This window comes from Methylobacterium sp. OAE515 (assembly GCF_041806315.1).
GTDB lineage: Bacteria > Pseudomonadota > Alphaproteobacteria > Rhizobiales > Beijerinckiaceae > Methylobacterium > Methylobacterium tardum.
Window position 1 is genome coordinate 327,058 of record NZ_JBGMUV010000001.1, and the last position, 17,616, is coordinate 344,673.

At 71.1% G+C, this 17,616-nt stretch carries 18 protein-coding genes; 10 read left to right on the plus strand and 8 right to left on the minus strand.

The annotated features are described in order from the left end of the window. The first annotated feature begins 64 nt into the window (after window positions 1–64). Both ABIE45_RS01565 and ABIE45_RS01570 read left to right on the plus strand, forming a co-directional pair. Complete coding sequence (locus ABIE45_RS01565) at window positions 65–499, plus strand: tellurite resistance TerB family protein (protein ID WP_192710171.1); 435 nt, start codon at window positions 65–67, stop codon at window positions 497–499. 79 nt (window positions 500–578) lie between these two features. Next, entirely contained in the window at window positions 579–2,150 is a 1,572-nt protein-coding gene (locus tag ABIE45_RS01570; RefSeq protein WP_192710172.1) for an alkaline phosphatase D family protein, read from the plus strand. A 164-nt stretch (window positions 2,151–2,314) separates the two neighbouring features. Here the strand turns inward: ABIE45_RS01570 and ABIE45_RS01575 are convergent, their stop codons facing one another. Beyond that, window positions 2,315–2,746, minus strand: a complete 432-nt coding sequence (locus ABIE45_RS01575; RefSeq protein WP_192710173.1) for a CBS domain-containing protein — start codon at window positions 2,744–2,746, stop codon at window positions 2,315–2,317. Window positions 2,747–2,877: 131 nt separating this feature from the next. After that, on the minus strand, window positions 2,878–3,699 hold the full coding sequence (locus ABIE45_RS01580; protein WP_192710174.1) for a rhomboid family intramembrane serine protease: 822 nt from the start codon (window positions 3,697–3,699) through the stop codon (window positions 2,878–2,880). A gap of 353 nt (window positions 3,700–4,052) precedes the next feature. On the opposite strand from ABIE45_RS01580, the gene ABIE45_RS01585 reads away from it, so the two are divergent. Continuing rightward, the gene (locus ABIE45_RS01585) at window positions 4,053–4,652 is read left to right on the plus strand and encodes a PAS domain-containing protein (protein WP_192710175.1); all 600 of its coding nucleotides are present in this window, start codon (window positions 4,053–4,055) and stop codon (window positions 4,650–4,652) included. A 203-nt stretch (window positions 4,653–4,855) separates the two neighbouring features. Next, the gene (locus ABIE45_RS01590; protein ID WP_192710176.1) at window positions 4,856–5,494 is read left to right on the plus strand and encodes a PilZ domain-containing protein; all 639 of its coding nucleotides are present in this window, start codon (window positions 4,856–4,858) and stop codon (window positions 5,492–5,494) included. A gap of 34 nt (window positions 5,495–5,528) precedes the next feature. Here ABIE45_RS01590 and ABIE45_RS01595 read toward each other — a convergent pair whose 3' ends face one another. Both ABIE45_RS01595 and ABIE45_RS01600 read right to left on the minus strand, forming a co-directional pair. Further along, on the minus strand, window positions 5,529–6,110 hold the full coding sequence (locus ABIE45_RS01595; RefSeq protein WP_192710177.1) for an SCO family protein: 582 nt from the start codon (window positions 6,108–6,110) through the stop codon (window positions 5,529–5,531). 104 nt (window positions 6,111–6,214) lie between these two features. Next, window positions 6,215–6,712 (minus strand): PRC-barrel domain-containing protein, encoded by a 498-nt coding sequence (locus ABIE45_RS01600; RefSeq protein ID WP_192710178.1) that lies wholly within the window; start codon window positions 6,710–6,712, stop codon window positions 6,215–6,217. Window positions 6,713–6,892: 180 nt separating this feature from the next. Here ABIE45_RS01600 and ABIE45_RS01605 point away from each other — a divergent pair, with 180 nt between their 5' ends. From ABIE45_RS01605 to ABIE45_RS01620, 4 genes are all read left to right on the plus strand, one after another. Beyond that, on the plus strand, window positions 6,893–7,342 hold the full coding sequence (locus tag ABIE45_RS01605) for a tRNA (cytidine(34)-2'-O)-methyltransferase (RefSeq protein ID WP_192710179.1): 450 nt from the start codon (window positions 6,893–6,895) through the stop codon (window positions 7,340–7,342). Between the two features lie 204 nt (window positions 7,343–7,546). After that, window positions 7,547–8,974, plus strand: coding sequence for a protein adenylyltransferase SelO (locus ABIE45_RS01610; RefSeq protein ID WP_192710180.1), 1,428 nt, complete (start codon window positions 7,547–7,549; stop codon window positions 8,972–8,974). A 480-nt stretch (window positions 8,975–9,454) separates the two neighbouring features. Beyond that, window positions 9,455–9,682: a hypothetical protein gene (locus ABIE45_RS01615; RefSeq protein ID WP_192710181.1), complete on the plus strand. Its 228-nt coding sequence runs from the start codon at window positions 9,455–9,457 to the stop codon at window positions 9,680–9,682. Window positions 9,683–9,700: 18 nt separating this feature from the next. Continuing rightward, the gene (locus tag ABIE45_RS01620) at window positions 9,701–10,057 is read left to right on the plus strand and encodes a hypothetical protein (protein ID WP_192710182.1); all 357 of its coding nucleotides are present in this window, start codon (window positions 9,701–9,703) and stop codon (window positions 10,055–10,057) included. Here the strand turns inward: ABIE45_RS01620 and ABIE45_RS01625 are convergent. The 3 genes from ABIE45_RS01625 to gpmI form a co-directional block, all read right to left on the minus strand. After that, window positions 9,993–11,186, minus strand: coding sequence for a GNAT family N-acetyltransferase (locus ABIE45_RS01625; RefSeq protein ID WP_192710183.1), 1,194 nt, complete (start codon window positions 11,184–11,186; stop codon window positions 9,993–9,995). The two genes, ABIE45_RS01620 and ABIE45_RS01625, sit on opposite strands and share 65 nt — an antisense overlap. A gap of 9 nt (window positions 11,187–11,195) precedes the next feature. Continuing rightward, window positions 11,196–12,611: an oligosaccharide flippase family protein gene (locus ABIE45_RS01630; RefSeq protein ID WP_192710184.1), complete on the minus strand. Its 1,416-nt coding sequence runs from the start codon at window positions 12,609–12,611 to the stop codon at window positions 11,196–11,198. A 132-nt stretch (window positions 12,612–12,743) separates the two neighbouring features. Further along, window positions 12,744–14,255 (minus strand): 2,3-bisphosphoglycerate-independent phosphoglycerate mutase, encoded by a 1,512-nt coding sequence (gene gpmI / locus ABIE45_RS01635; RefSeq protein WP_192710232.1) that lies wholly within the window; start codon window positions 14,253–14,255, stop codon window positions 12,744–12,746. A gap of 437 nt (window positions 14,256–14,692) precedes the next feature. On the opposite strand from gpmI, the gene ABIE45_RS01640 reads away from it, so the two are divergent. Then, entirely contained in the window at window positions 14,693–14,968 is a 276-nt protein-coding gene (locus ABIE45_RS01640; protein ID WP_373622085.1) for a hypothetical protein, read from the plus strand. A gap of 158 nt (window positions 14,969–15,126) precedes the next feature. Next, complete coding sequence (locus ABIE45_RS01645) at window positions 15,127–15,465, plus strand: hypothetical protein (protein WP_373622086.1); 339 nt, start codon at window positions 15,127–15,129, stop codon at window positions 15,463–15,465. Here ABIE45_RS01645 and ABIE45_RS01650 read toward each other — a convergent pair. Beyond that, the gene (locus ABIE45_RS01650; protein ID WP_192710186.1) at window positions 15,440–17,581 is read right to left on the minus strand and encodes a TonB-dependent hemoglobin/transferrin/lactoferrin family receptor; all 2,142 of its coding nucleotides are present in this window, start codon (window positions 17,579–17,581) and stop codon (window positions 15,440–15,442) included. The two genes, ABIE45_RS01645 and ABIE45_RS01650, sit on opposite strands and share 26 nt — an antisense overlap. Window positions 17,582–17,616: the final 35 nt, after the last annotated feature.

Below are 17,616 nucleotides of genomic sequence, written 5' to 3' on the forward strand. Positions count from 1 at the left end.
GCTCGGCCGGATCTTGACTCGGCGGCCACAATATCTGCCACTTCCGATCCGACGGGAGGTCGGCATGAGCATTTTCCAGGACGCCATCCTTCGGTTCGGCCGCACGATCATGTCGTATGCGGGCGATGCGGTCTTCCTGCAGGCCTCGGTCTCGTCCGCGGCCAACGTCATCGTGGCCGACGGCGACGTGGCCGAGGAGGAGATCGAGTCGGCGATCGCCGGCATCCGCGCCAATCCGATCCTCGAGAAATCCTACGACACCCTTCGGGTCGAGCAGGAGCTCTACGAGGCGATCGCCCGGGCCAAGACCCGCGCCGGGCGTCTGGAGAACCTGCGCCTCGTCGGCGCTATCGCGGAGCGGCCGATCGAGCAGCGCCAGGACGTGTTCCTGATCGGTGCCGACGTGGCCGATTTCGGCGGCATCAGCGCTGTCGAGCACAAGGCGCTCGACGAGATCGCGGCGGCGCTGCAGGTGGACAAGGCCGCGTTGCTGCGCTGACCCGCGGCGCAGGCCCGGGAATGTCATCCCGCTGTCGTGGCCGCCTGCGATGGGCGCCCGGCCAGCTGGAGCGCGTCCCATGTCCGCGAGTCGTCGTCAGATCCTGCTCTCCGGAGGCGCGGGCCTCGTCGGGCTCGCCTCCGGCCTCGCACGCCCCGGCCTGAGCCGCGCGGCCGACCGGCCGCTCCTGACCCACGGTCTCCAGTCGGGCGATGTCGGCATCGACTCGGCGGTGGTCTGGGCGCGGTCCGACCGGCCGGCTCGGGCTGTCATCGAGTGGGCGACCACCGAGAGCTTCTCCGACATCCGCGGCGGCGTGTTCGCCGACGCGCTCCCCGAGACCGACGGCACCGTGAAGGTGGCGTTGACCGGACTGCCGGCGGGCCAGGACGTGTTCTACCGGGTCCGCCTTCAGGACATCGCCGCGCCGACGATCGTGGGCCCGGCACAGGTCGGGCGGTTCCGCACCGCGCCGGCAGACCGGCGCGCCGTGTCGTTCTGCTGGTCGGGCGACACGGCGGGCCAGGGCTGGGGCATCGACGAGGCCCGCGGCGGCATGACGATCTACTCGGCCATCCTCAAGAACCGGCCGGACTTCTTCATCCATTCCGGCGACACGATCTACGCCGACGGGCCGATCGCCTCCGAGGTGAAGCTCCCCGACGGCAGCCTGTGGCGCAACCGCGTGACCGAGGAGGTCGCCAAGCCCGCCGAGACGCTCGCGGAGTTCCGGGGCCGGCACAAATACAACCTCACCGACCGGAACGTGCTGGCGATGAACGCCGCCGTGCCGATCCTGGCGCAGTGGGACGACCACGAGGTGACCAATAACTGGTGGCCGGGCGAGCCCCTCACCCGGGCCGAGCACCTGAAGAAGAAATACGCCGACCCGAACGTCCTCGCCCTGCAGCTGCGCGCGGCCAAGGCGTTCCACGAATACATGCCGATGCGCTTCGAGCCGTCCGAGCCCGGCCGCGTCTACCGCAAGATCGGCTACGGTCCGCTGGTCGACGTGTTCATGCTCGACATGCGCTCCTACCGCGGCCCGAACGGCGAGAACCGGCAGACGGAATACGGGCCCGACGCCTACTTCCTCGGGCCGCAGCAGCTCGCGTGGCTGAAGCGGGCGCTTCTCGAGTCGCGCGCCACCTGGAAGGTGATCGCCGCCGACATGCCGCTCGGCCTCGTGGTGACCTACGACACCGACCGCAATTTCGGCTCGGAGGCGGTGGCGCAGGGCGACGGGCCGCCGCTCGGGCGCGAGCTGGAAATCGCCGACCTCCTGCGCTTCATCAAGAGCGCCGGCATCCGCAACACGGTCTGGCTAACGGCCGACGTGCACTACACGGCCGCCCACTATTACGACCCCAACAGGGCGCAGTTTCAGGATTTCGACCCGTTCTGGGAGTTCGTCTCCGGGCCGCTGCACGCCGGGACCTTCGGGCCGAACGCCCTCGACAACACGTTCGGGCCGCAGCTGCGCTTCGTGAAGGCGCCCGAGAAGGGGCAGGTGAACCTGTCGCCGGCCGCCGGCTACCAGTTCTTCGGCCAGGTGGCGGTTGACGGCGCCACCGAGCAGATGACCGTGACCCTCAAGGACGCGGCCGACACCGACCTCTGGCACGTCACGCTCGATCCCGCGAAGGCGTGAGGCGGGCGCATGCGCCCGTCATCCCGGAGCTACACAGCGGAGCCCGGGATCCAGGCACGCCGCGGTGTCCGTGACGGCGCTGACGGTGTTCATGGATTCCGGGCTCGCCTCACGGCACCCCAGAATGACGGTCCCCGCAAGGCGGGCCGACGAGAGCCCCGCCCCTACGCCATCGTGATGTAGTCGCGCAGGGCCTGATGCTCGGCCTCGACGGTGGCGATCTTGCGCGCGACTACGTCGCCGATCGAGACGAGCCCGATCAGGCGGCCATCCTCGCAGACCGGCACGTGGCGGAAGCGGCCGTCGGTCATCAGCGCCATGACCTCCTCGATCGTCGCGCTCTTGTTGCAGGTTGTGACCGCGGCCGTCATGTGGGCCGACACCGGCGCGTCGAAGGCCGAGCCGCCGTGCCCGGCGAGCGCCCGCATGATGTCACGCTCGGAGATGATGCCCGCCACCGACCCGTCGGCCTGGGCGACCACCAGGGCGCCGATCCGCTTGTCGGCGAGGATCTGAATCACGTCCTCGAGGGTCTTGTCGGGGCTCACGGTGACGACGGAGCTGCCCTTCTCGGCGAGGATGCGTGCGACATTCATGGCTCTCTCCCTTGTGACGCGTCGGGTGCGCCGTCAGCCCACGGCGCCCGCGTTGCGCTGTCGTCCGGGTAGGCCCCGGCTCTTTCACATTGTGGCGAGTGTGTGACTGATCCGGCCGGTTGGCAAGGTGGTCAGTGCCGGCCGGGCTCCCGCGGATCGACGAGGGGAAAGAGGAGGAAGCCCGCGACAAAGCCGCCCAGATGAGCGTCCCAGGCGATGGCCGCGCTCTCCCCGACGAGCGGCACGCTGACCAGTCCGAAGAGCAGGTTCGTCAGAAGCCAGATCACCAGGAACGAGACCGCCGTCCGGTTGCGCAGCAGCTCGGGGATCGTCTCGGCGGGCCGGTGCGGCGGCACCTGCCAGGACGGGCCGCCGTAGCCGGAGACCGGCGGCTGGAACACGAAGCGGGCGGCCGCGGCCATCAGCGCTGAGATTCCCGCCGAGGCGCCGACCAGCGGCCCCGCGCTCAGGGGATCGATCAGCACATGGAGCAGGCCGCCGGCCGCCGTGCCGGCCAGGGCGAGCACGCCCCAGCGCAGGGCGCCGCAGCGCCGCGCCACCGGCGAGCCGAAGGCCGCGAGCCAGACGCTGTTAAAGATCACGTGCATCCACGAGCCGTGCAGCAGCGCGTAGGTGACCAGCGTCCAGGGCTGGAGCGCGTGCTCGCCCACGATGTAGCGGGCGAAGGCCTCGCGCGGGGCCTCCAGGCTGGGGTCGCCGGTCTCAGCGGCGGCGCGGATCACGTCGGACGCGCGCCCGGGATCGAACCACAGGGTCCAGCGGGCCGGCACCAGCGCGAGGTCGAGGACGAGGCGGATGTCCCAGGTGTCCGGCAGCAGGAACTCGCGCACCGCCTGGATCGCCAGCAGCAGCCCGATCGAGAGTGTCACCACCCCCGGCATGTTGAACACGGGCACGCGGCTCTGCCGCGGGAAATCGGGGGAGGCATCCATCGCGGCACCATGTCGGGGCTGTGGCCGGCGGGGCAAGTCCCGGCGACGTATTGAATCTGCCGGATGAGAACGGCGCCGGTGGACTTTTCGGCTCCTATCGGGCGGCCCCGGCCAAGCTGGTTGTAAAGTTCGGTAGCTTCGCGCAGGTCTCTCGGCGGACACGTCGCTGATTCGATCCGCAATGCCTCAGGCGCCGGCCCTGAGCTCGATGCAGCACCGCAGACGCGTCTCAGCCCGGGCGGCACGGCCCATGCGCCCTGCCGCCGCGAGCGCCCGGATCGACCGGCCACAGCCTCGCGGATGTGCCAGAATGATCCAGGGATCAAACACAGGCGTTTAGAGTCGGGACACCGATGAAGCATCCCACCAGCCGCATGCTCCACGCCTACTGGGAGCGCCTGCGCGGAGAGCGCGCCGCGCCGGAGCGCGCCGAGATCGAACCGGGCGAGATCCGCCACCTCCTCGCCGACAGCCTGATCCTGGAACTCGACATGGCCGCCCGCTCGGCCACGATCCGGCTCGCCGGCACACGGGTCTGCGCCTTGTACGGGCGCGAATTGAAGGGCGAGGCTTTCGCCCGGCTCTGGGGCTCGCAGGCTCCGGATCCTTGGCGGATCGTCGAGATCGTCGCCAGCGACACGCTCGGCGTCGTGGCGGGCCTGCGCGGCACCAACGCGGCCGGCGAGGCGGCGGACCTCGAGCTCCTGCTCCTGCCGCTGCGCCACCGCGGTCGCACGCAGGTGCGCGCGCTCGGCGCGCTGAGCCTGGACGGCACGCCGCACTGGATCGGCCTGCGGCCGCTGATGCAGGCGGAGACGACGTCGCTGCGCATCCTGCCCAGCCGCCGCCCCGAGGCTGCGGTGCCCGCGCGACCGGCCGTTCGGACTGCGACCAGCTATCCGGGCCCCGTGCGCCGCGGACACCTCCTCGTGCATGCCGGCGGGCGAGCCTGAACGCCGGCCGGCCGCGAGCCGAAACCGATCCCGGAGGCCGGCTACCTGACGTTGGCCGCGTTGTGCTGCCGGCGGGTCCGCCTAGTCCCGCCCGGCAGCGGGCCGCGCGATATCCTGACAGCCGCAGAGCGCGGAAAATGGTTTCGTAACAGTCTGTGGCTAGCCTGCGGCCACGATTACGACGGCGCAGGACCAATCTCAGGATGATCGCGGTCGACGCCTTTGCTGGAACCAGGCTACACGAAGCGCTCCGGCCGGCGCGCGGCGCCGCCGACCAGCGTCGTCACCAACGTGTCCGGATCGCCGTGCTCGGCCGCTACATGCTGGCCGACCGTCGGGAATATCCCTGCCAGACCGTGGACATGTCGCCGGGCGGCGTGCGGCTGACCTGCGCGGTGCAGGGCGAGGTCGGCGAGCGCGTGGTGCTCTACCTGGAACATATCGGCCGAATCGAAGGCATCATCGCCCGTCACTGCCCGGACGGTTTCGCAGTCCAGCTCAATGCCACGCCGCGCAAGCGCGATAAGCTCGCCTCCCAGCTCACCTGGCTGGCCAACCGGGAGATGCTGGGGCTGCCGGAGGGGCGGTCCCACGAGCGCCTCGTGCCGATCCAGGCGGCGGTGATCCTGCGGATCGACGGCGACCACGAGGTCAAGGCCCGGCTCATCGACATCTCGATGTCGGGCGTCGCGATCGCCTGCCCGCTGACCCCGCCTCTGGGCACGCCCGTGACGGTGGGCAGCACCCCCGGGCGGCTGGTGCGCTACTTCGAGGGCGGCTTCGGCGTGCAGTTCCTGCTGCCGCTCTCCCCCGACCGCTTCCACGCCGGGATGACTCTGTAGGGCGCCCGCGCAAGACCGTTCCGCGAAAGTCGGCTCAGATCTTCTTGGCGAGTTGCGCGGCCGTATCCGCCGCCGGTCGCGACAGGTCCAGGGCGCCGAGGAAGCGATTCTGCCCGTCCATCACGTAGACGATGGCGGTGTGCTCCATGGTGTAGTCGCCGTCCTTGCCGGGCACCTTGCGGGCATAGGCGCGATAGGCCTTCTCGGTGGCGGCGACCTGCTCGGCGCTGCCGGTGAGCCCGGTAATGCGCGGGTCGAAGCTCGACAGATAGGTCTTCAGGCTCGCCGGGTCGTCGCGCTCCGGATCGACCGTGATGAAGGCGACGCGCATCCGCTCGGCCTTCAGTCCCAGGGCGGCCAGCACATCCGAGACCTGCTGCAGGGTCGTCGGGCACACATCCGGGCAATGGGTGAAGCCGAAGAACACGAGGTGCGTTGCGCCGGTGAAGTCGCGCTCGGTGACCGTGCGCCCGTCCTGGTCGATCAGCGTGAACGGGCCGCCGACGCCGGGCACACCCACCGGCGCCCGGTCGGGCATGAACGCGAACACCGCCGCCCCGGTGATGCCGACAAGGCCGAGGCAGAAGGCGAGAAGCGGGATGAGGGCGCGGCGCATGTGACGGTTCCGACCTCCGTGCGGCGGTTGGCACAGCACGGAACGGCGCACGGACGCAAGCCGGCGCGCCGCCGCCGGCCCTCAGACGCGGCTGGCGCGGCCCGTCAGGGCTTCGCCGCCGGCTCGCCCGCGGGGCTCGCCGGGGCGGCGCCCTTCGGCGGCTCCTTGCCCAGGTAGACGTATTCCGGCGCGGCGCGCAGCTGATCCTTGGTCGTGTCGATGCGCGCCTGGAGCGTCTTGTCGTCGGTGCGGTTGAGCTTGAGCACGGACGGATCGACCGCGACATATTTCGAGCCGATCCCCAGGAAGCCGCCGACGCCGATGATCCAGGCCTTCACGGCCCCCTTCTGATCGAGGACGAAATCGGCGATCTGCCCGATCGTCTCGTTGGCGCCGTTGACGACGCTCGAGCCGATCAGCTTGCTGGCGACCATGTCGTCGGGTGTCTGGGCCACGAAGGTCGGGCGCAGGTTGTCGGCCATGGTGGCGGGCTGGCCGGGCACCGGGGCCGCGGCGCTACCGCTGTCCGTGCCGGCATTCTGCGCCGAGGCTGTGGCGAGGCCGGCCAGCAGTAGGGCCGAGGCGAGGAGCGGGGTGCGCATCGGATCAGGTCTTTCGGACGTCGGGCCGCGAACGGGGTGGCGCCGCCTCAAGGTTCTGGCCGGCCTTAAGTTCCGCGCCTCCTCACCGGGTCCGCGGGACCGGCACAGCGCTTTGCCGGCTGCGTAACGCCGCCGCGGGTCTTTGACGGCGCGGCTCCGGCCGCCCACAAGGCGGGCGCCATGCTCCGCCTCGCCCTCTACCAGCCCGACATTCCCCAGAACACCGGCACGATGCTGCGCATGGCCGCCTGCCTCGGGCTCGCCGTGGAGATCGTCGAGCCGGCCGGCTTCGACGTCTCGGACCGGCACCTGCGCCGCTCCGGCCTCGACTACCTCGACCATGTGGCGATCACCCGGCACCGCTCGTTCGCGGCCTTCGAGGCGTGGCGGGCCGAGGCCGGGCTGCGGCTGGTGCTCGCCACCACGGCGGGCGCCCTGCCCTATACGGATTTCGCCTTCCGACCCGGCGACTGCCTGATGGTCGGACGGGAATCCGCCGGCGTGCCGGAGGCGGTGCACGCCGCCGCCGACGCCCGGGTGGTGGTGCCGATCCGGCCGGGCCTGCGCTCGCTGAACGTCGCGGTGGCGGCCGCGATGATCGCCGGCGAGGCGCTGCGACAGACGGGCTGACCGTCGCCAAAGAACAGCGCGCACGATGACGGATGCCCACCGTCCTCGCGCGCGGAGCGAAGCAACGCAGGGCGGCGCGCCCTCTGTGCCCGGGGCGCCGACGGATCGCTTCGCTCCGCTCGCGAGGACGGAAGCGGCAACGGATACCGTTCCGCCGGCTTGGTAGAACGAGATCTGCCCCCAAACCCGGAGATGCGCCGCCGCATGGACGACACCACCTTCAAGCCCTCGCGACGCCACGCCGATCTCGGGCCCGCCTTCTTCGATCGCGTCACGCCGGCCCGGTTCCCGCAGACCATCCTGCGCTACCGCAACCAGGCCTGGGCGGAGCGGGTCGGCCTGGGCGGCCTCTCGGAAGCCGAGTGGATCGGCCATTTCGGCCGGTTCGAGCCCCTGCCCGGCAGCTTCGAGACACCGCTGGCCCTGCGCTACCACGGCCACCAGTTCCGCGCGTACAACCCGGACCTCGGCGACGGCCGCGGCTTCCTGTTCGCGCAGGTCCATGACCTTGCGGACGGGCGGCTCCTCGACCTCGGCACCAAGGGCAGCGGGACGACGCCCTGGTCGCGCGGCGCCGACGGCCGGCTCACCCTGAAGGGCGGTGTACGCGAGGTTCTGGCGACCGCGCTTCTGGAGGCGCAGGGCGTCTACACCTCGAAGAGCTTCAGCCTGATCGAGACCGGCGAGGACCTCGTGCGCGGCGACGAGCCCTCGCCGGCGCGGTCCTCCGTGCTGGTGCGCCTGTCCCACGGGCATATCCGCATCGGCAGCTTCCAGCGTTTCCTGGCCTCAGGCGAACCCGACAATATCGCCCGACTCCTCGACCACACGATCGAGACCCACCGGCCGGACCTCTGGCGCGACAGCCTGGAGGACCGCGGTGTCGCCTTCCTGGAGGACGTCGTCGTCCGGGTCGCCCGGCTGGGGGCGCAATGGGCGGCGGCGGGCTTCGTCCACGGGGTGCTGAACACTGACAACATCAACGTCACCGGCGAGAGCTTCGATTACGGGCCCTGGCGCTTCCTGCCGCATTTCGACCCGGACTTCACCGCCGCGTATTTTGACGAGACCGGGCTCTACAGCTTCGGCCGCCAGCCGGAGGCGCTGTTCTGGAACCTCGCCCGGCTCGCTGACTGCCTGCTGACCCTGGCGCCCCAGGCGCGGCTGGAATCCGCCCTCTCGGGCTTCGGGCCGGCCCTGCAGGAGGGGTTCGCGGCAGCCCTGTTCCGCCGGCTCGGGCTCGCCGAGGCGCCGCGACCCGAGACCGACCGGCTGGTCTCCGCGGTCTGGCGGTTCCTGGCCGAGAGCCGGGCGCCGTTCGAGCGGTTCTTCTTCGACTGGTACGGCGGCTTGGCGAGCGCCGCGCGGGCCGAGGCCGGCCCGTCCGCCGTCTACTACCGGTCCGAGGCCTTCGCGCCGGTGCGGGCCGCGCTGGAGCCGCTCGCGCCGGTGGCCGGCGCGCGGCTCGACCATCCCTATTTCGCGGCGGCGCCCTGCACCCTGCTGATCGAGGAGGTTGAAGCCCTGTGGGCGCCGATCGCCGCGGCGGATGACTGGTCCTTGTTCGAGGCCAAGCTCGCCGCGGTGGCCCGGATGGCCGAGGCCTGCGGTACGGCGCCGGCCTCAGCCTGAGCCGCCTCCTCGGCCAGCCGCTGCCGTTCCTCGGCATAGCCCCCCGCGATGGCGAGATCGACCAGCCGCCGCGTCAGACGGAAGGCCAGCCAGAACAGGGCGAGGCAGAGAAGGGTCGCAGCAGCGGCCTTGAGCGGGTCCAACGGGTTCTCCGGTGATCTCTCCTCGGTCGGGGCCGCCCTCATAGAGCCCTGACCGGCCGCGGGGCAATTGGACTTCTGCTCAAGGCCAGCCTGAGTCCGATAGCGGTCCAAGCCCGGGAGCGGCCGCGCGCACCGTCCTTGCGAGCGAAGCGAAGCAATCCCGCATCCCACGATCGGGCCTGTGGCGCGGCCCTGGGTCGCTTCGCGCCGCTCGCGATGACGGTGTTGTTAGGCGCGTGCCGGGCATACGGGCTGCGCTGGACCGGATCGTGGTATGCCGCGTCCCGGCCGGACAGCCCGATCCGGCACTGAAAGCCCCTCGATCAGGCGGATACCCTTGCGCGAGACCTTCCATATCGAAGTCCTCGGTCCAGAACCCGACGAGATCCAGACGCGGATCTCCGTGCGGGTCGGCAGCCTGGAGAGTGCGCAGGAGCGGGCACTGCGCCTGTTCGCCCGCGCCCGGGTGCCGCAGCGTTCGGGCGAGCCGGCCCAAGCGGTCCGGGTGATCGACGGCGCCGGCCGGGAGGTGTTCTATCGCACGCGCTTCGACGAAGGCGATTGAGGCGCTGGGAGGCCGGCCATGCGCACAGCCCTGATCCTGCCGGTGCTCGTGCTGGCGGCCGGCGCGCTGTTCCTGCGCAGCTACACCCTGCCGCCGGCACCTGACCGGCGCGGCGGCACCACGCTCCTGCTGACTTGGCCGAACCGGCCGGTCTTCGGCAGTCCGCGCGCCGCCTGCCTCGCGGCCCCGGCGGATCAGCCGGTCCTGCCCTGCCTGATCGCGTCCGTCGCCCGGGCGCGCGACGACGGGTTCACGCTGCTGCAGCTCCCGTTCTGCGCGACCTGCTACGACATGTCGGGCCGGATCGCCGTCATGGGGCAGGACGCGGCGGCGACGCGGGCGCGGCTGGAGCAGATCGCCCGGTTCGGCTGGTGAGGCGCGCCCGGGCCACGCCCTCGCGGGCCCGCTCCAGCCTCCGGGCCACCGGGAACAGGGGATCGCGCCCCGCCTCGATCAGGAGATGGGCGATCGGCCGGCGCTCCGTCCAGAAGGTGGAGCCGAGGGCGAAGTCCGGCGGCGCGCAGGAATCGATCCGGTCGATCCCCCCCACGCCGGAGAGCACCGCCTCGGTCAGGCGATGGACGAGCTGGATACCGGGCGCGACCTCCGGCTGCGCCTCGTCGTGGGCGATCTTCAGGACCCAGGCCTCGGCTCCGGTGACCGGCACGATGGCGGCGGCGAGCGTCCGTTCCCCCCGGCGCAGGCGGACGACGCGCACCGCGCCCGCCGCGCCGAGATCGGCCAGGGCGGCGCGCAGGAAGGCGACCTCCTCCGGCCGCTGCCCGAGGCCCGTACCCGCCCGGCCTTTCCACCCGGCCGCCTCGAGGCCGACATAGGAATCCAGGGCGGCCTCGAGGTCGGCGGGCGCCGCGAGGATCTCGAACAGGACCGGGCCGCCCGCCTCGAGGAGCGCACGGGCGCGGCGCAGCTTGCGCCGACGCGGCCCTGAGAGGTGATCAAGATAGGTGGTGCGGGCCTCCGGTGCGTGCGCCGCGAGGTCGAGCAGCCCGCGCGCGTGGGGCCAGTAGGCGGCGCGGCGCGGAGTGCAGGCCGCGAGAAGATCCATCAGCGGCCCGTCCGCGGGTGCATTCGGCCAGTACAGCCGCAGCGGCAGGCCGAGCGCCCGCGGGGCGGCGAGCAGCGCCGCCAGGGCGGCCGCCGGGTCGGCCCCGTCGAGGAGCGGCGCGCCGAAGGGGCAGTAGCCGTGGGTCCAGCCCATCAGCAGCGGCAGCGGCACCCCCCAGCGCCGCCACGAGACCCGGAACGGCCAGGCCGCAAGGAGCCGCGCCCCCGGCTGTTCGGGGGGCCGGTCGGCGACGAGCAGGAGGCGCACCCCCGCGCCGAAGGCACCGCCGGCCGCGAGGGCGTAGCCCGCCTCGTAGAACGGGTTCCGGACCCAGGCCGCGGCGCCGAGCGCCCGCCAGGCCGGGATCCACGGCATCGCCGGGTCGAGGGGGCGGAGTGCCGCCACGAGGCCGGAGGCAAGGGTGGCGGTTTCCGGCATGGCGGTCCGTCAGGCAGCGAGTCGGTGTCGGATCGCGCCGGCGAAGCCGAGCACGTCGTAGCGCCACGCGGTCGCCCCCGCGGCGGCCGCGAGAAGGACCATGCGCAGCCCCTGCCCGGGGACCATCAGCCCGCCCGGCATCAGGCCGATCCCGGCCATCACGGCGCCGCAGGCGAGCGCGATCCCGGCGATCCCAGCCATGTCGGCGAGCGGCAGCGGCATCGTCGTGCCGGCCCGCCGGGCGCCGAGCACCAGGACGAGGCAGGCCGCGCTCTGCCCGCCCGCGAAGGCGAGGGCCGCCCCGGTGGCGCCCAGCGCCGGGATCAGCAGGAGCGAGAGGACGGCCACGGTCGCCAGCGTGGCGACGGCCGCCGCCGCCTCGAGCCTGCTGGTCCTCGTGAAGTAGATCACCTGACCGAAGTAGTAGGCGCGGAACATCATCAGGATGCTCGCCAGGACCAACACCGGGGCGAGCTGCTGAGCCTCGGCCCGGTAATCGGGCCCGAGGAGCACCGCGACCACGACATCGTCGAAGCACAGGAAGAACACGGCCCCGAAGGCGGCGATCAGCGTCATGGCCCGGGCGGCATCGCTCAGCACCCGCGCGGCCGCCGCCATGCCGCCCGCGCGGGCATCGCGCTTGGCAATCGAGATCAGCGATAGGGCGATCGCCTCGCCGAACACGATGAAGCTCTGCCGCAGGAAATCGGCGAGGGCGCCGTAGGCGCCGAGTCCCGCCGTGCCCACCGTGTGGGCGATGATCAGCCGGTCGAGGCTCTGGGCGAGCGCCGCCGTCCCGAAGGAGAGCACCAGCGGCCAGCCATAGGCGAACAGGCGCAGGGCCTCGGCCCGGCTGCCGCGGCCGGGCATCATCGGCGCGATGGTGGCGGCGGCCGGAAGCGCCGCGAGGGCATTGGCGGCGGCCACCGCGAAGGCGAGGTGGAGCGGATCGGCCGAAAGGTGCAGAGCCGCGCTGCCGAGGACGAGGATCAGAACCGCCCGGCTCATCACCGAGGCCGCCACGGCCCCGGCCTGCAGGCGCGTGCGCGCGATCTCGGTGGAGCCCTCGAACAGGGTCGTGCCGAAGGCCAGGGCCAGGATCGCGGCGGCCATCCGGGCCGGCATCAGCCCGAGGCCGGCGGCCAGGGCGCTACCGAGGCCGGCGAGCAGCAGCGTGCCCCCCAGGATCCGCACCACGGTGCCGACCTGCGCGGGCTCGCGCGCCTCGTCGTAGAGGGCGAAGAACGCGAATTTCGGCCACTGGCAGGTCGCCCCGTAGAGCACCAGCGCCCATGACAGGACGTACAGGTAGGTGCCGTAGCTCTCCACCGGCGCGAGCCGCGTGAACACCGCCACGGAGGCCATGTTCAGGGCGGCCGCGAAACCCCGCGAACCGACATAGATCAGGCTGTGCCGGGCGATCATGTCCTAGGATCGGTCAGACGCACGACGACCTCGCACCGCTCTGGGACGCACCGGGTTCATGGCGGGACGTCTCCCAGGGCACACACGCATGGCAGCCGGGGCGGTGCAGGCCGCGTGCCGCCGACCCGGCCCTCAGCGACCGCCCGCTGTCCGGATCAGAGACCGCCCGGTCATCTCGACCGGCTGGTCGAGGCCCATCAGGTCGAGGAGCGTCGGCGCCACGTCCGCCAACCGGCCGTCGGCCAGGGACGTCCCCGCCCGGCCGACCAGGATCGCCGGCACCGGGTTGAGGGTGTGGGCGGTGTGGGGCTCGCCGGTCTCCGGATCGCGCATCATCTCGCAATTGCCGTGGTCGGCAGTCACGAGGATGGCGCCGCCCTGCTTGGTCACCGCGTCGACCACCCGGCCCAGGCAGGTGTCGACGGTCTCCACCGCCGTCACGGCGGCGGCGAGGCTGCCGGTATGGCCGACCATGTCGGGATTGGCGAAGTTCAGGATGATCAGGTCGTACCGCCCCGAGCCGATCGCCTCCACGGCCCGGTCGGTGAGTTCAGGCGCCGACATCTCCGGCTGCAGATCGTAGGTCGCGACCTTCGGCGAGGGCACCAGCACCGCGTCCTGGCCCTCGAAGGGCGCCTCGCGGCCGCCGTTCATGAAGTAGGTGACGTGCGGATATTTCTCGGTTTCGGCCATGCGCAGCTGCGTGCGCCCGGCCCGCGACACGGTCTCGCCCAGCCCGTTCGGCAGGTCGAGGGGACCGAACAGGGTCTCGGCGAAGGCATCGATCTCGACACTGTACTGCACGATCCCGAGGGCGGCGGCGAACCGGACGGTCCGTGCCCGGGCAAAGCCCGCGAAATCCGGGTCGAGGAGCGCCTCCAGGATCTGCCGGGTCCGGTCGGCCCGGAAGTTGAAGCTCAGGATGCCGTCGCCGTCCCGCATCCCGGCATAGTCGCCGATGATGGCGGGCCGCATGAACTCGTCGGAGACGTCCTGCGCGTAGGACGCGGCGATCGCCTGACCGGCCCGGTCGAAGCGGGTTCCGCGCGCATCGACCAGGGCGTCGTAGGCGGTCTGGACCCGCTCCCAGCGCCGATCGCGGTCCATCCCGAAGTAGCGGCCGCACAGGGTGGCGATGCGCGCGCCCTTGGGCAGCGCGGGCCCCACGGCGGCCACGCAGGTGGCGGCCGAGCGGGGCGGCATGTCGCGCCCGTCCGTGAAGCCGTGCAGACAGACCGGGATGCCGGCCGCCGTCAGCACGCGCGCGAGCGCCACCGCGTGGTCCTGGTGGGCGTGGACGCCACCCGGGGAGAGCAGGCCGACGAGGTGGCAGGTTCCGCCTGACGCGCGCAGGGCCTCGATGAACCGGATGAGGGCCGGGTTCGCGGCCAGCGAGCCGTCGGCGACGGCGGCGTCGATGCGCGGCAGGTCCTGCAGGACCACGCGGCCCGCGCCGATATTGAGGTGGCCGACCTCCGAATTGCCCATCTGCCCCTCGGGCAGGCCGACATCGGCGCCGAAGGTGCGCAGCTGCGCCCGCGGGCGCTCCCGCATCAGCGCGTCGAAGATCGGTGTCTTGGCTTGGTGAACGGCGTTGTCGGCGACCTCGTCCCTCAGTCCCCAACCATCGAGGATCACGAGCATCACGGGACGCGGGGCACTCTCGGGCACAGTCACGATTCTCCTGGACTTGGGCGCGCCGCGCGTGGCCGGCCCCGTGCGCGTGTCGATAATCGGCTTGACCGCGCGCGACTACAGCCGGGAATGTGGAATCGACGACGGCTGCGCGCCAGCGTCAGGCGTCCGATAAGCCCGTCATGCCTCGGGAGCGCTGATCGGTCCGACATCTGCCGAAGCAGCGGCGACACTCTACCGTGTCAGGGATGTTTGACAGCGCCCTGAAGTCTCGGCATCTCGACTTCTGCGCCAACCAGCGGAAAGGACAACAGTAATCACGCCGAGGCGCAACCTGGACGATTGGCGCTCGGGCTGAGAGCATGCTAGGTTCGTCAGATCATCTTGACGGAGATGCGCGCGTCGTGCCGCCCACAGAGTCCGCCAACGCAGAGACGAGCACGAACTTGGCGCTCGATATGGTCGGTCGCGCTTATCTGGCCCTGGCCCTGCTCTACGAGACGGCGCACCCGGGCGAGTTCACCGAGGTCCAGCAGAAGATCCGCACCTTCGTCCAAGACAATTTCCGCATCATCGAGGAAACGAGCCGGAGCGAAACGCTCGGCGCCGATATCGTCGCGGGCGCAAATCTTCTCGTCAACAGCGTCCTCGCCGAGGTGGAGAACAGGATCGCCACGATGGTTCGACCGTCCCGGCACGGGCGTGATCAAACCATTATTTGATCTCGGACGCCAAAATTGGTGGATATTACGTTCTATTTACGGAAATCTGAAAGGCTGACACGCGAATAGCGGCGCAGTCACTGTCTTATCCAAAAGTATCGACAGTCTTAATAGGGCATGTTACCCGATAGGGGGACGGAAATAAAATCATAAGCGCGATGATGGACGGCGATGATTGGAACCGAAACGCGCCCAGCGACGATGTCGCGCTCGAGGTCCTTGTCCGGGCCTATCACGCCCTTGCGGTGATCTACGAACTGTCCAATCCTGGCGCCTATGCGGTGCTTCACGGCAAGATGATGCCCTACCTGCTGGATAGCTTCTGCCAGGATGCGCAGAATCCGGCTGGCCCTTACCCGGCCGAGACGGTCGCGACGGCCCTGGAACGTGTCCGCTGCGCGCTGGACGACGTCCGGTCCGATGTCGCGGCCGTTCGGGACGGCGCCGACGCGGGTGCCCGCAAGGAGGCGCCTATCGCGTCGCGAAGGCGAGGCTGAGCGCGGCCTTGGCGACGAGGCCCGGGCTCGCGAAGGCGTCGAGATAGGGCCGGTAGCGCTTGTCGAAGGCGTTCTGCACGATGAAGTCCGCCTTGAGGCGGCTGTCGATGTCGTAGGTCGCGAAGAGGTCCACCAGCCCGTACGCCTTGGCGATGCGGCGCGCCGCGCCGGCGGGCAAGCCTGTGCGTGCATCCACCAGGGTGAGGCGCGTGCCGACCGTGAGGCGCTCGGCGAGGAAGCGCAATCCGACGCTCGTGCTGATCCGGTCCGGCGGCACCGTGAGAAGGGTCTCGCGGGTGGACCGGTCGCGGCCGTCGATATGGGTGGGGGCGAGCGAGACGAAGCCCCGGCCCCAATCGTAGCTGCCCTCCAGCTCGACGCCGGAGAGATCGGCCTGGGTGATGTTGCGGTACTGATAGGACTGGACCGGGATGACGCAGGGGAAGCGCCCGGGCCGGCGCGCGCAGAGTGAGGGCGGGATGCCGGGGATGGCCGGGACGTAGTAGGTCGGCCCGACCGCCTGCATGTCGATGAAGGCGTCGACCGCGTTGTCGAAGACGGCGAGCTTGGCCCGCACCGCGTCCTCCGCCACCAGCACCGCGTCGGCACGCAGGTTCACGCCGCCCTCCACGGAGTGCGCCACCTCCGGCCGCAGGGCCGTGTTCGGCAGGATCGTGAAGGCCGGGAACGGGTGGATGCCCTGGACCAGGGTCTCGGTGACGGTGGGCGCGCGGTAGCCCTCGGCATAGGTGCCGTAGATCTCGAGACCGGCCAGCGGCGACACGCCGACCGTGATCTTCGGCGAGATCCGGTCGCCATCGGCATGGTATGCGCCCCCGGCCAGCCGGTAGCTGTCGTAGCGCAGCGCGCCGATGACCCGCAGCCAGGGCGCGGCGCGGATCTCGTCCTGGATGAAGACGCCGGCGAGGCTCCGGCGTCCCGAGGGCGTGAAGGCCGCCCCGAACCCGCCGGCCCGATCGTCGGTGCGGACATGGTCATCCACGGCATCGCCGCCAGCCGTCAGCGCGTGGGAGACGGGACCCGTGTCGAAGCGGGCCGTGTTGTGGACGTCGAAACCGGCGGTCCCGATGTCGTAGGTCAGGCGGTCGCCGGCCCGGGTGCCGAGCCGGTCGTAGAGGCCCCGCGGCGAATCCCGCAGGAAGGTCAGGGCGTCACGGGTCGTCGTGGCGTAGCCGTCGAGACTGAGGTCGATCAGCGGCACGTCCGGCCGGGTGAACCGGTAGCCCAACGTATAGGTGTCGGCCTGCACGGCATTGGCGAAGCGAGCTCCGGCGCCGGTGCCGCCGCCATTGGCGAAGTCGAAGCGCTGCAGCAGCGCCGTGGCGCGGATCTCGTGCCCATCCGCAGGCCGCACGGTGAGCTTGGCCAAGCCCGCGCCCAGTTCGCTGCCCGTGTCGGGCACAAGGGTGCCGAGCCCGTCGCGATAGGGCGCGGTGTTGCGGAAGACGAACTGGCCGAACAGGTCCGCCGCGGTGCCGATGCGGGCGCCGAGCGCCGAGCTGTTCACGAATCTCTGCCCGTTCGTCCCGAAGCCCTGCTTCTGCACGAAGCCAGCCGAGTCCCCGGGGGCGAGGATGTCGTCGATCGAGCGGGTCCGGAACGCCGCGACGCCACCGATCGCGCCCGAGCCGTAGATCGTCGCGGTCGGCCCCCGGGTGATGTCGACCCCGCCAACCAGCTCGGGATCCAAGTAGAACACCCCGTTCGCGCCGTGACCCGAGACCTGGAAATCCTGGCGCGCGCCGTCGATCAGGACGTTGACGCGGCCGAAATCCTGCAGGCCGCGAATGTTGATGGCCTGGGCCGGGTCGTTGCGGCTCTCCTGCATGGTCACGCCCGGGACGTCGCGCAGGACCTCCGACAGGCGCGCTGGCTGGAGCCGGTCGATCTGCGCGCCCGTGACGACACTTGTCCCCGACAGCGCGTCGATGGCGGGCACCGCGGTCTTGGTCGCGGTGACCGAGAGCGTGTCGAGCCCCACCTCGGTCTCGGCAGGCGGAGCCGCTCGGGAGCCGGATTCCTGCGCAGCGGCGCGGACCAGGAGCAGCAGCATGGCGCCGAGCGCCAGGCACACGCGGGAGCAAGGACGAGACATGATTAGATCCGCACACGCACAGTCGGAGGAGAGAG

What these genes read in the sequence shown, in the direction of transcription:
- ABIE45_RS01565 (WP_192710171.1), top strand. Translation starts at nt 65, where the DNA reads ATGAGCATTTTCCAGGACGCCATCCTTCGGTTCGGCCGCACGATCATG.
- ABIE45_RS01630 (WP_192710184.1), bottom strand. Translation starts at nt 12,611, where the DNA reads ATGATCGCCCGGCACAGCCTGATCTATGTCGGTTCGCGGGGTTTCGCG.
- gpmI (WP_192710232.1), bottom strand. Translation starts at nt 14,255, where the DNA reads ATGCTCGTGATCCTCGATGGTTGGGGACTGAGGGACGAGGTCGCCGAC.
- ABIE45_RS01605 (WP_192710179.1), top strand. Translation starts at nt 6,893, where the DNA reads ATGCTCCGCCTCGCCCTCTACCAGCCCGACATTCCCCAGAACACCGGC.
- ABIE45_RS01625 (WP_192710183.1), bottom strand. Translation starts at nt 11,186, where the DNA reads ATGCCGGAAACCGCCACCCTTGCCTCCGGCCTCGTGGCGGCACTCCGC.
- ABIE45_RS01590 (WP_192710176.1), top strand. Translation starts at nt 4,856, where the DNA reads ATGATCGCGGTCGACGCCTTTGCTGGAACCAGGCTACACGAAGCGCTC.
- ABIE45_RS01650 (WP_192710186.1), bottom strand. Translation starts at nt 17,581, where the DNA reads ATGTCTCGTCCTTGCTCCCGCGTGTGCCTGGCGCTCGGCGCCATGCTG.
- ABIE45_RS01575 (WP_192710173.1), bottom strand. Translation starts at nt 2,746, where the DNA reads ATGAATGTCGCACGCATCCTCGCCGAGAAGGGCAGCTCCGTCGTCACC.
- ABIE45_RS01570 (WP_192710172.1), top strand. Translation starts at nt 579, where the DNA reads ATGTCCGCGAGTCGTCGTCAGATCCTGCTCTCCGGAGGCGCGGGCCTC.
- ABIE45_RS01620 (WP_192710182.1), top strand. Translation starts at nt 9,701, where the DNA reads ATGCGCACAGCCCTGATCCTGCCGGTGCTCGTGCTGGCGGCCGGCGCG.
- ABIE45_RS01610 (WP_192710180.1), top strand. Translation starts at nt 7,547, where the DNA reads ATGGACGACACCACCTTCAAGCCCTCGCGACGCCACGCCGATCTCGGG.
- ABIE45_RS01595 (WP_192710177.1), bottom strand. Translation starts at nt 6,110, where the DNA reads ATGCGCCGCGCCCTCATCCCGCTTCTCGCCTTCTGCCTCGGCCTTGTC.
- ABIE45_RS01580 (WP_192710174.1), bottom strand. Translation starts at nt 3,699, where the DNA reads ATGGATGCCTCCCCCGATTTCCCGCGGCAGAGCCGCGTGCCCGTGTTC.
- ABIE45_RS01645 (WP_373622086.1), top strand. Translation starts at nt 15,127, where the DNA reads ATGATGGACGGCGATGATTGGAACCGAAACGCGCCCAGCGACGATGTC.
- ABIE45_RS01585 (WP_192710175.1), top strand. Translation starts at nt 4,053, where the DNA reads ATGAAGCATCCCACCAGCCGCATGCTCCACGCCTACTGGGAGCGCCTG.
- ABIE45_RS01600 (WP_192710178.1), bottom strand. Translation starts at nt 6,712, where the DNA reads ATGCGCACCCCGCTCCTCGCCTCGGCCCTACTGCTGGCCGGCCTCGCC.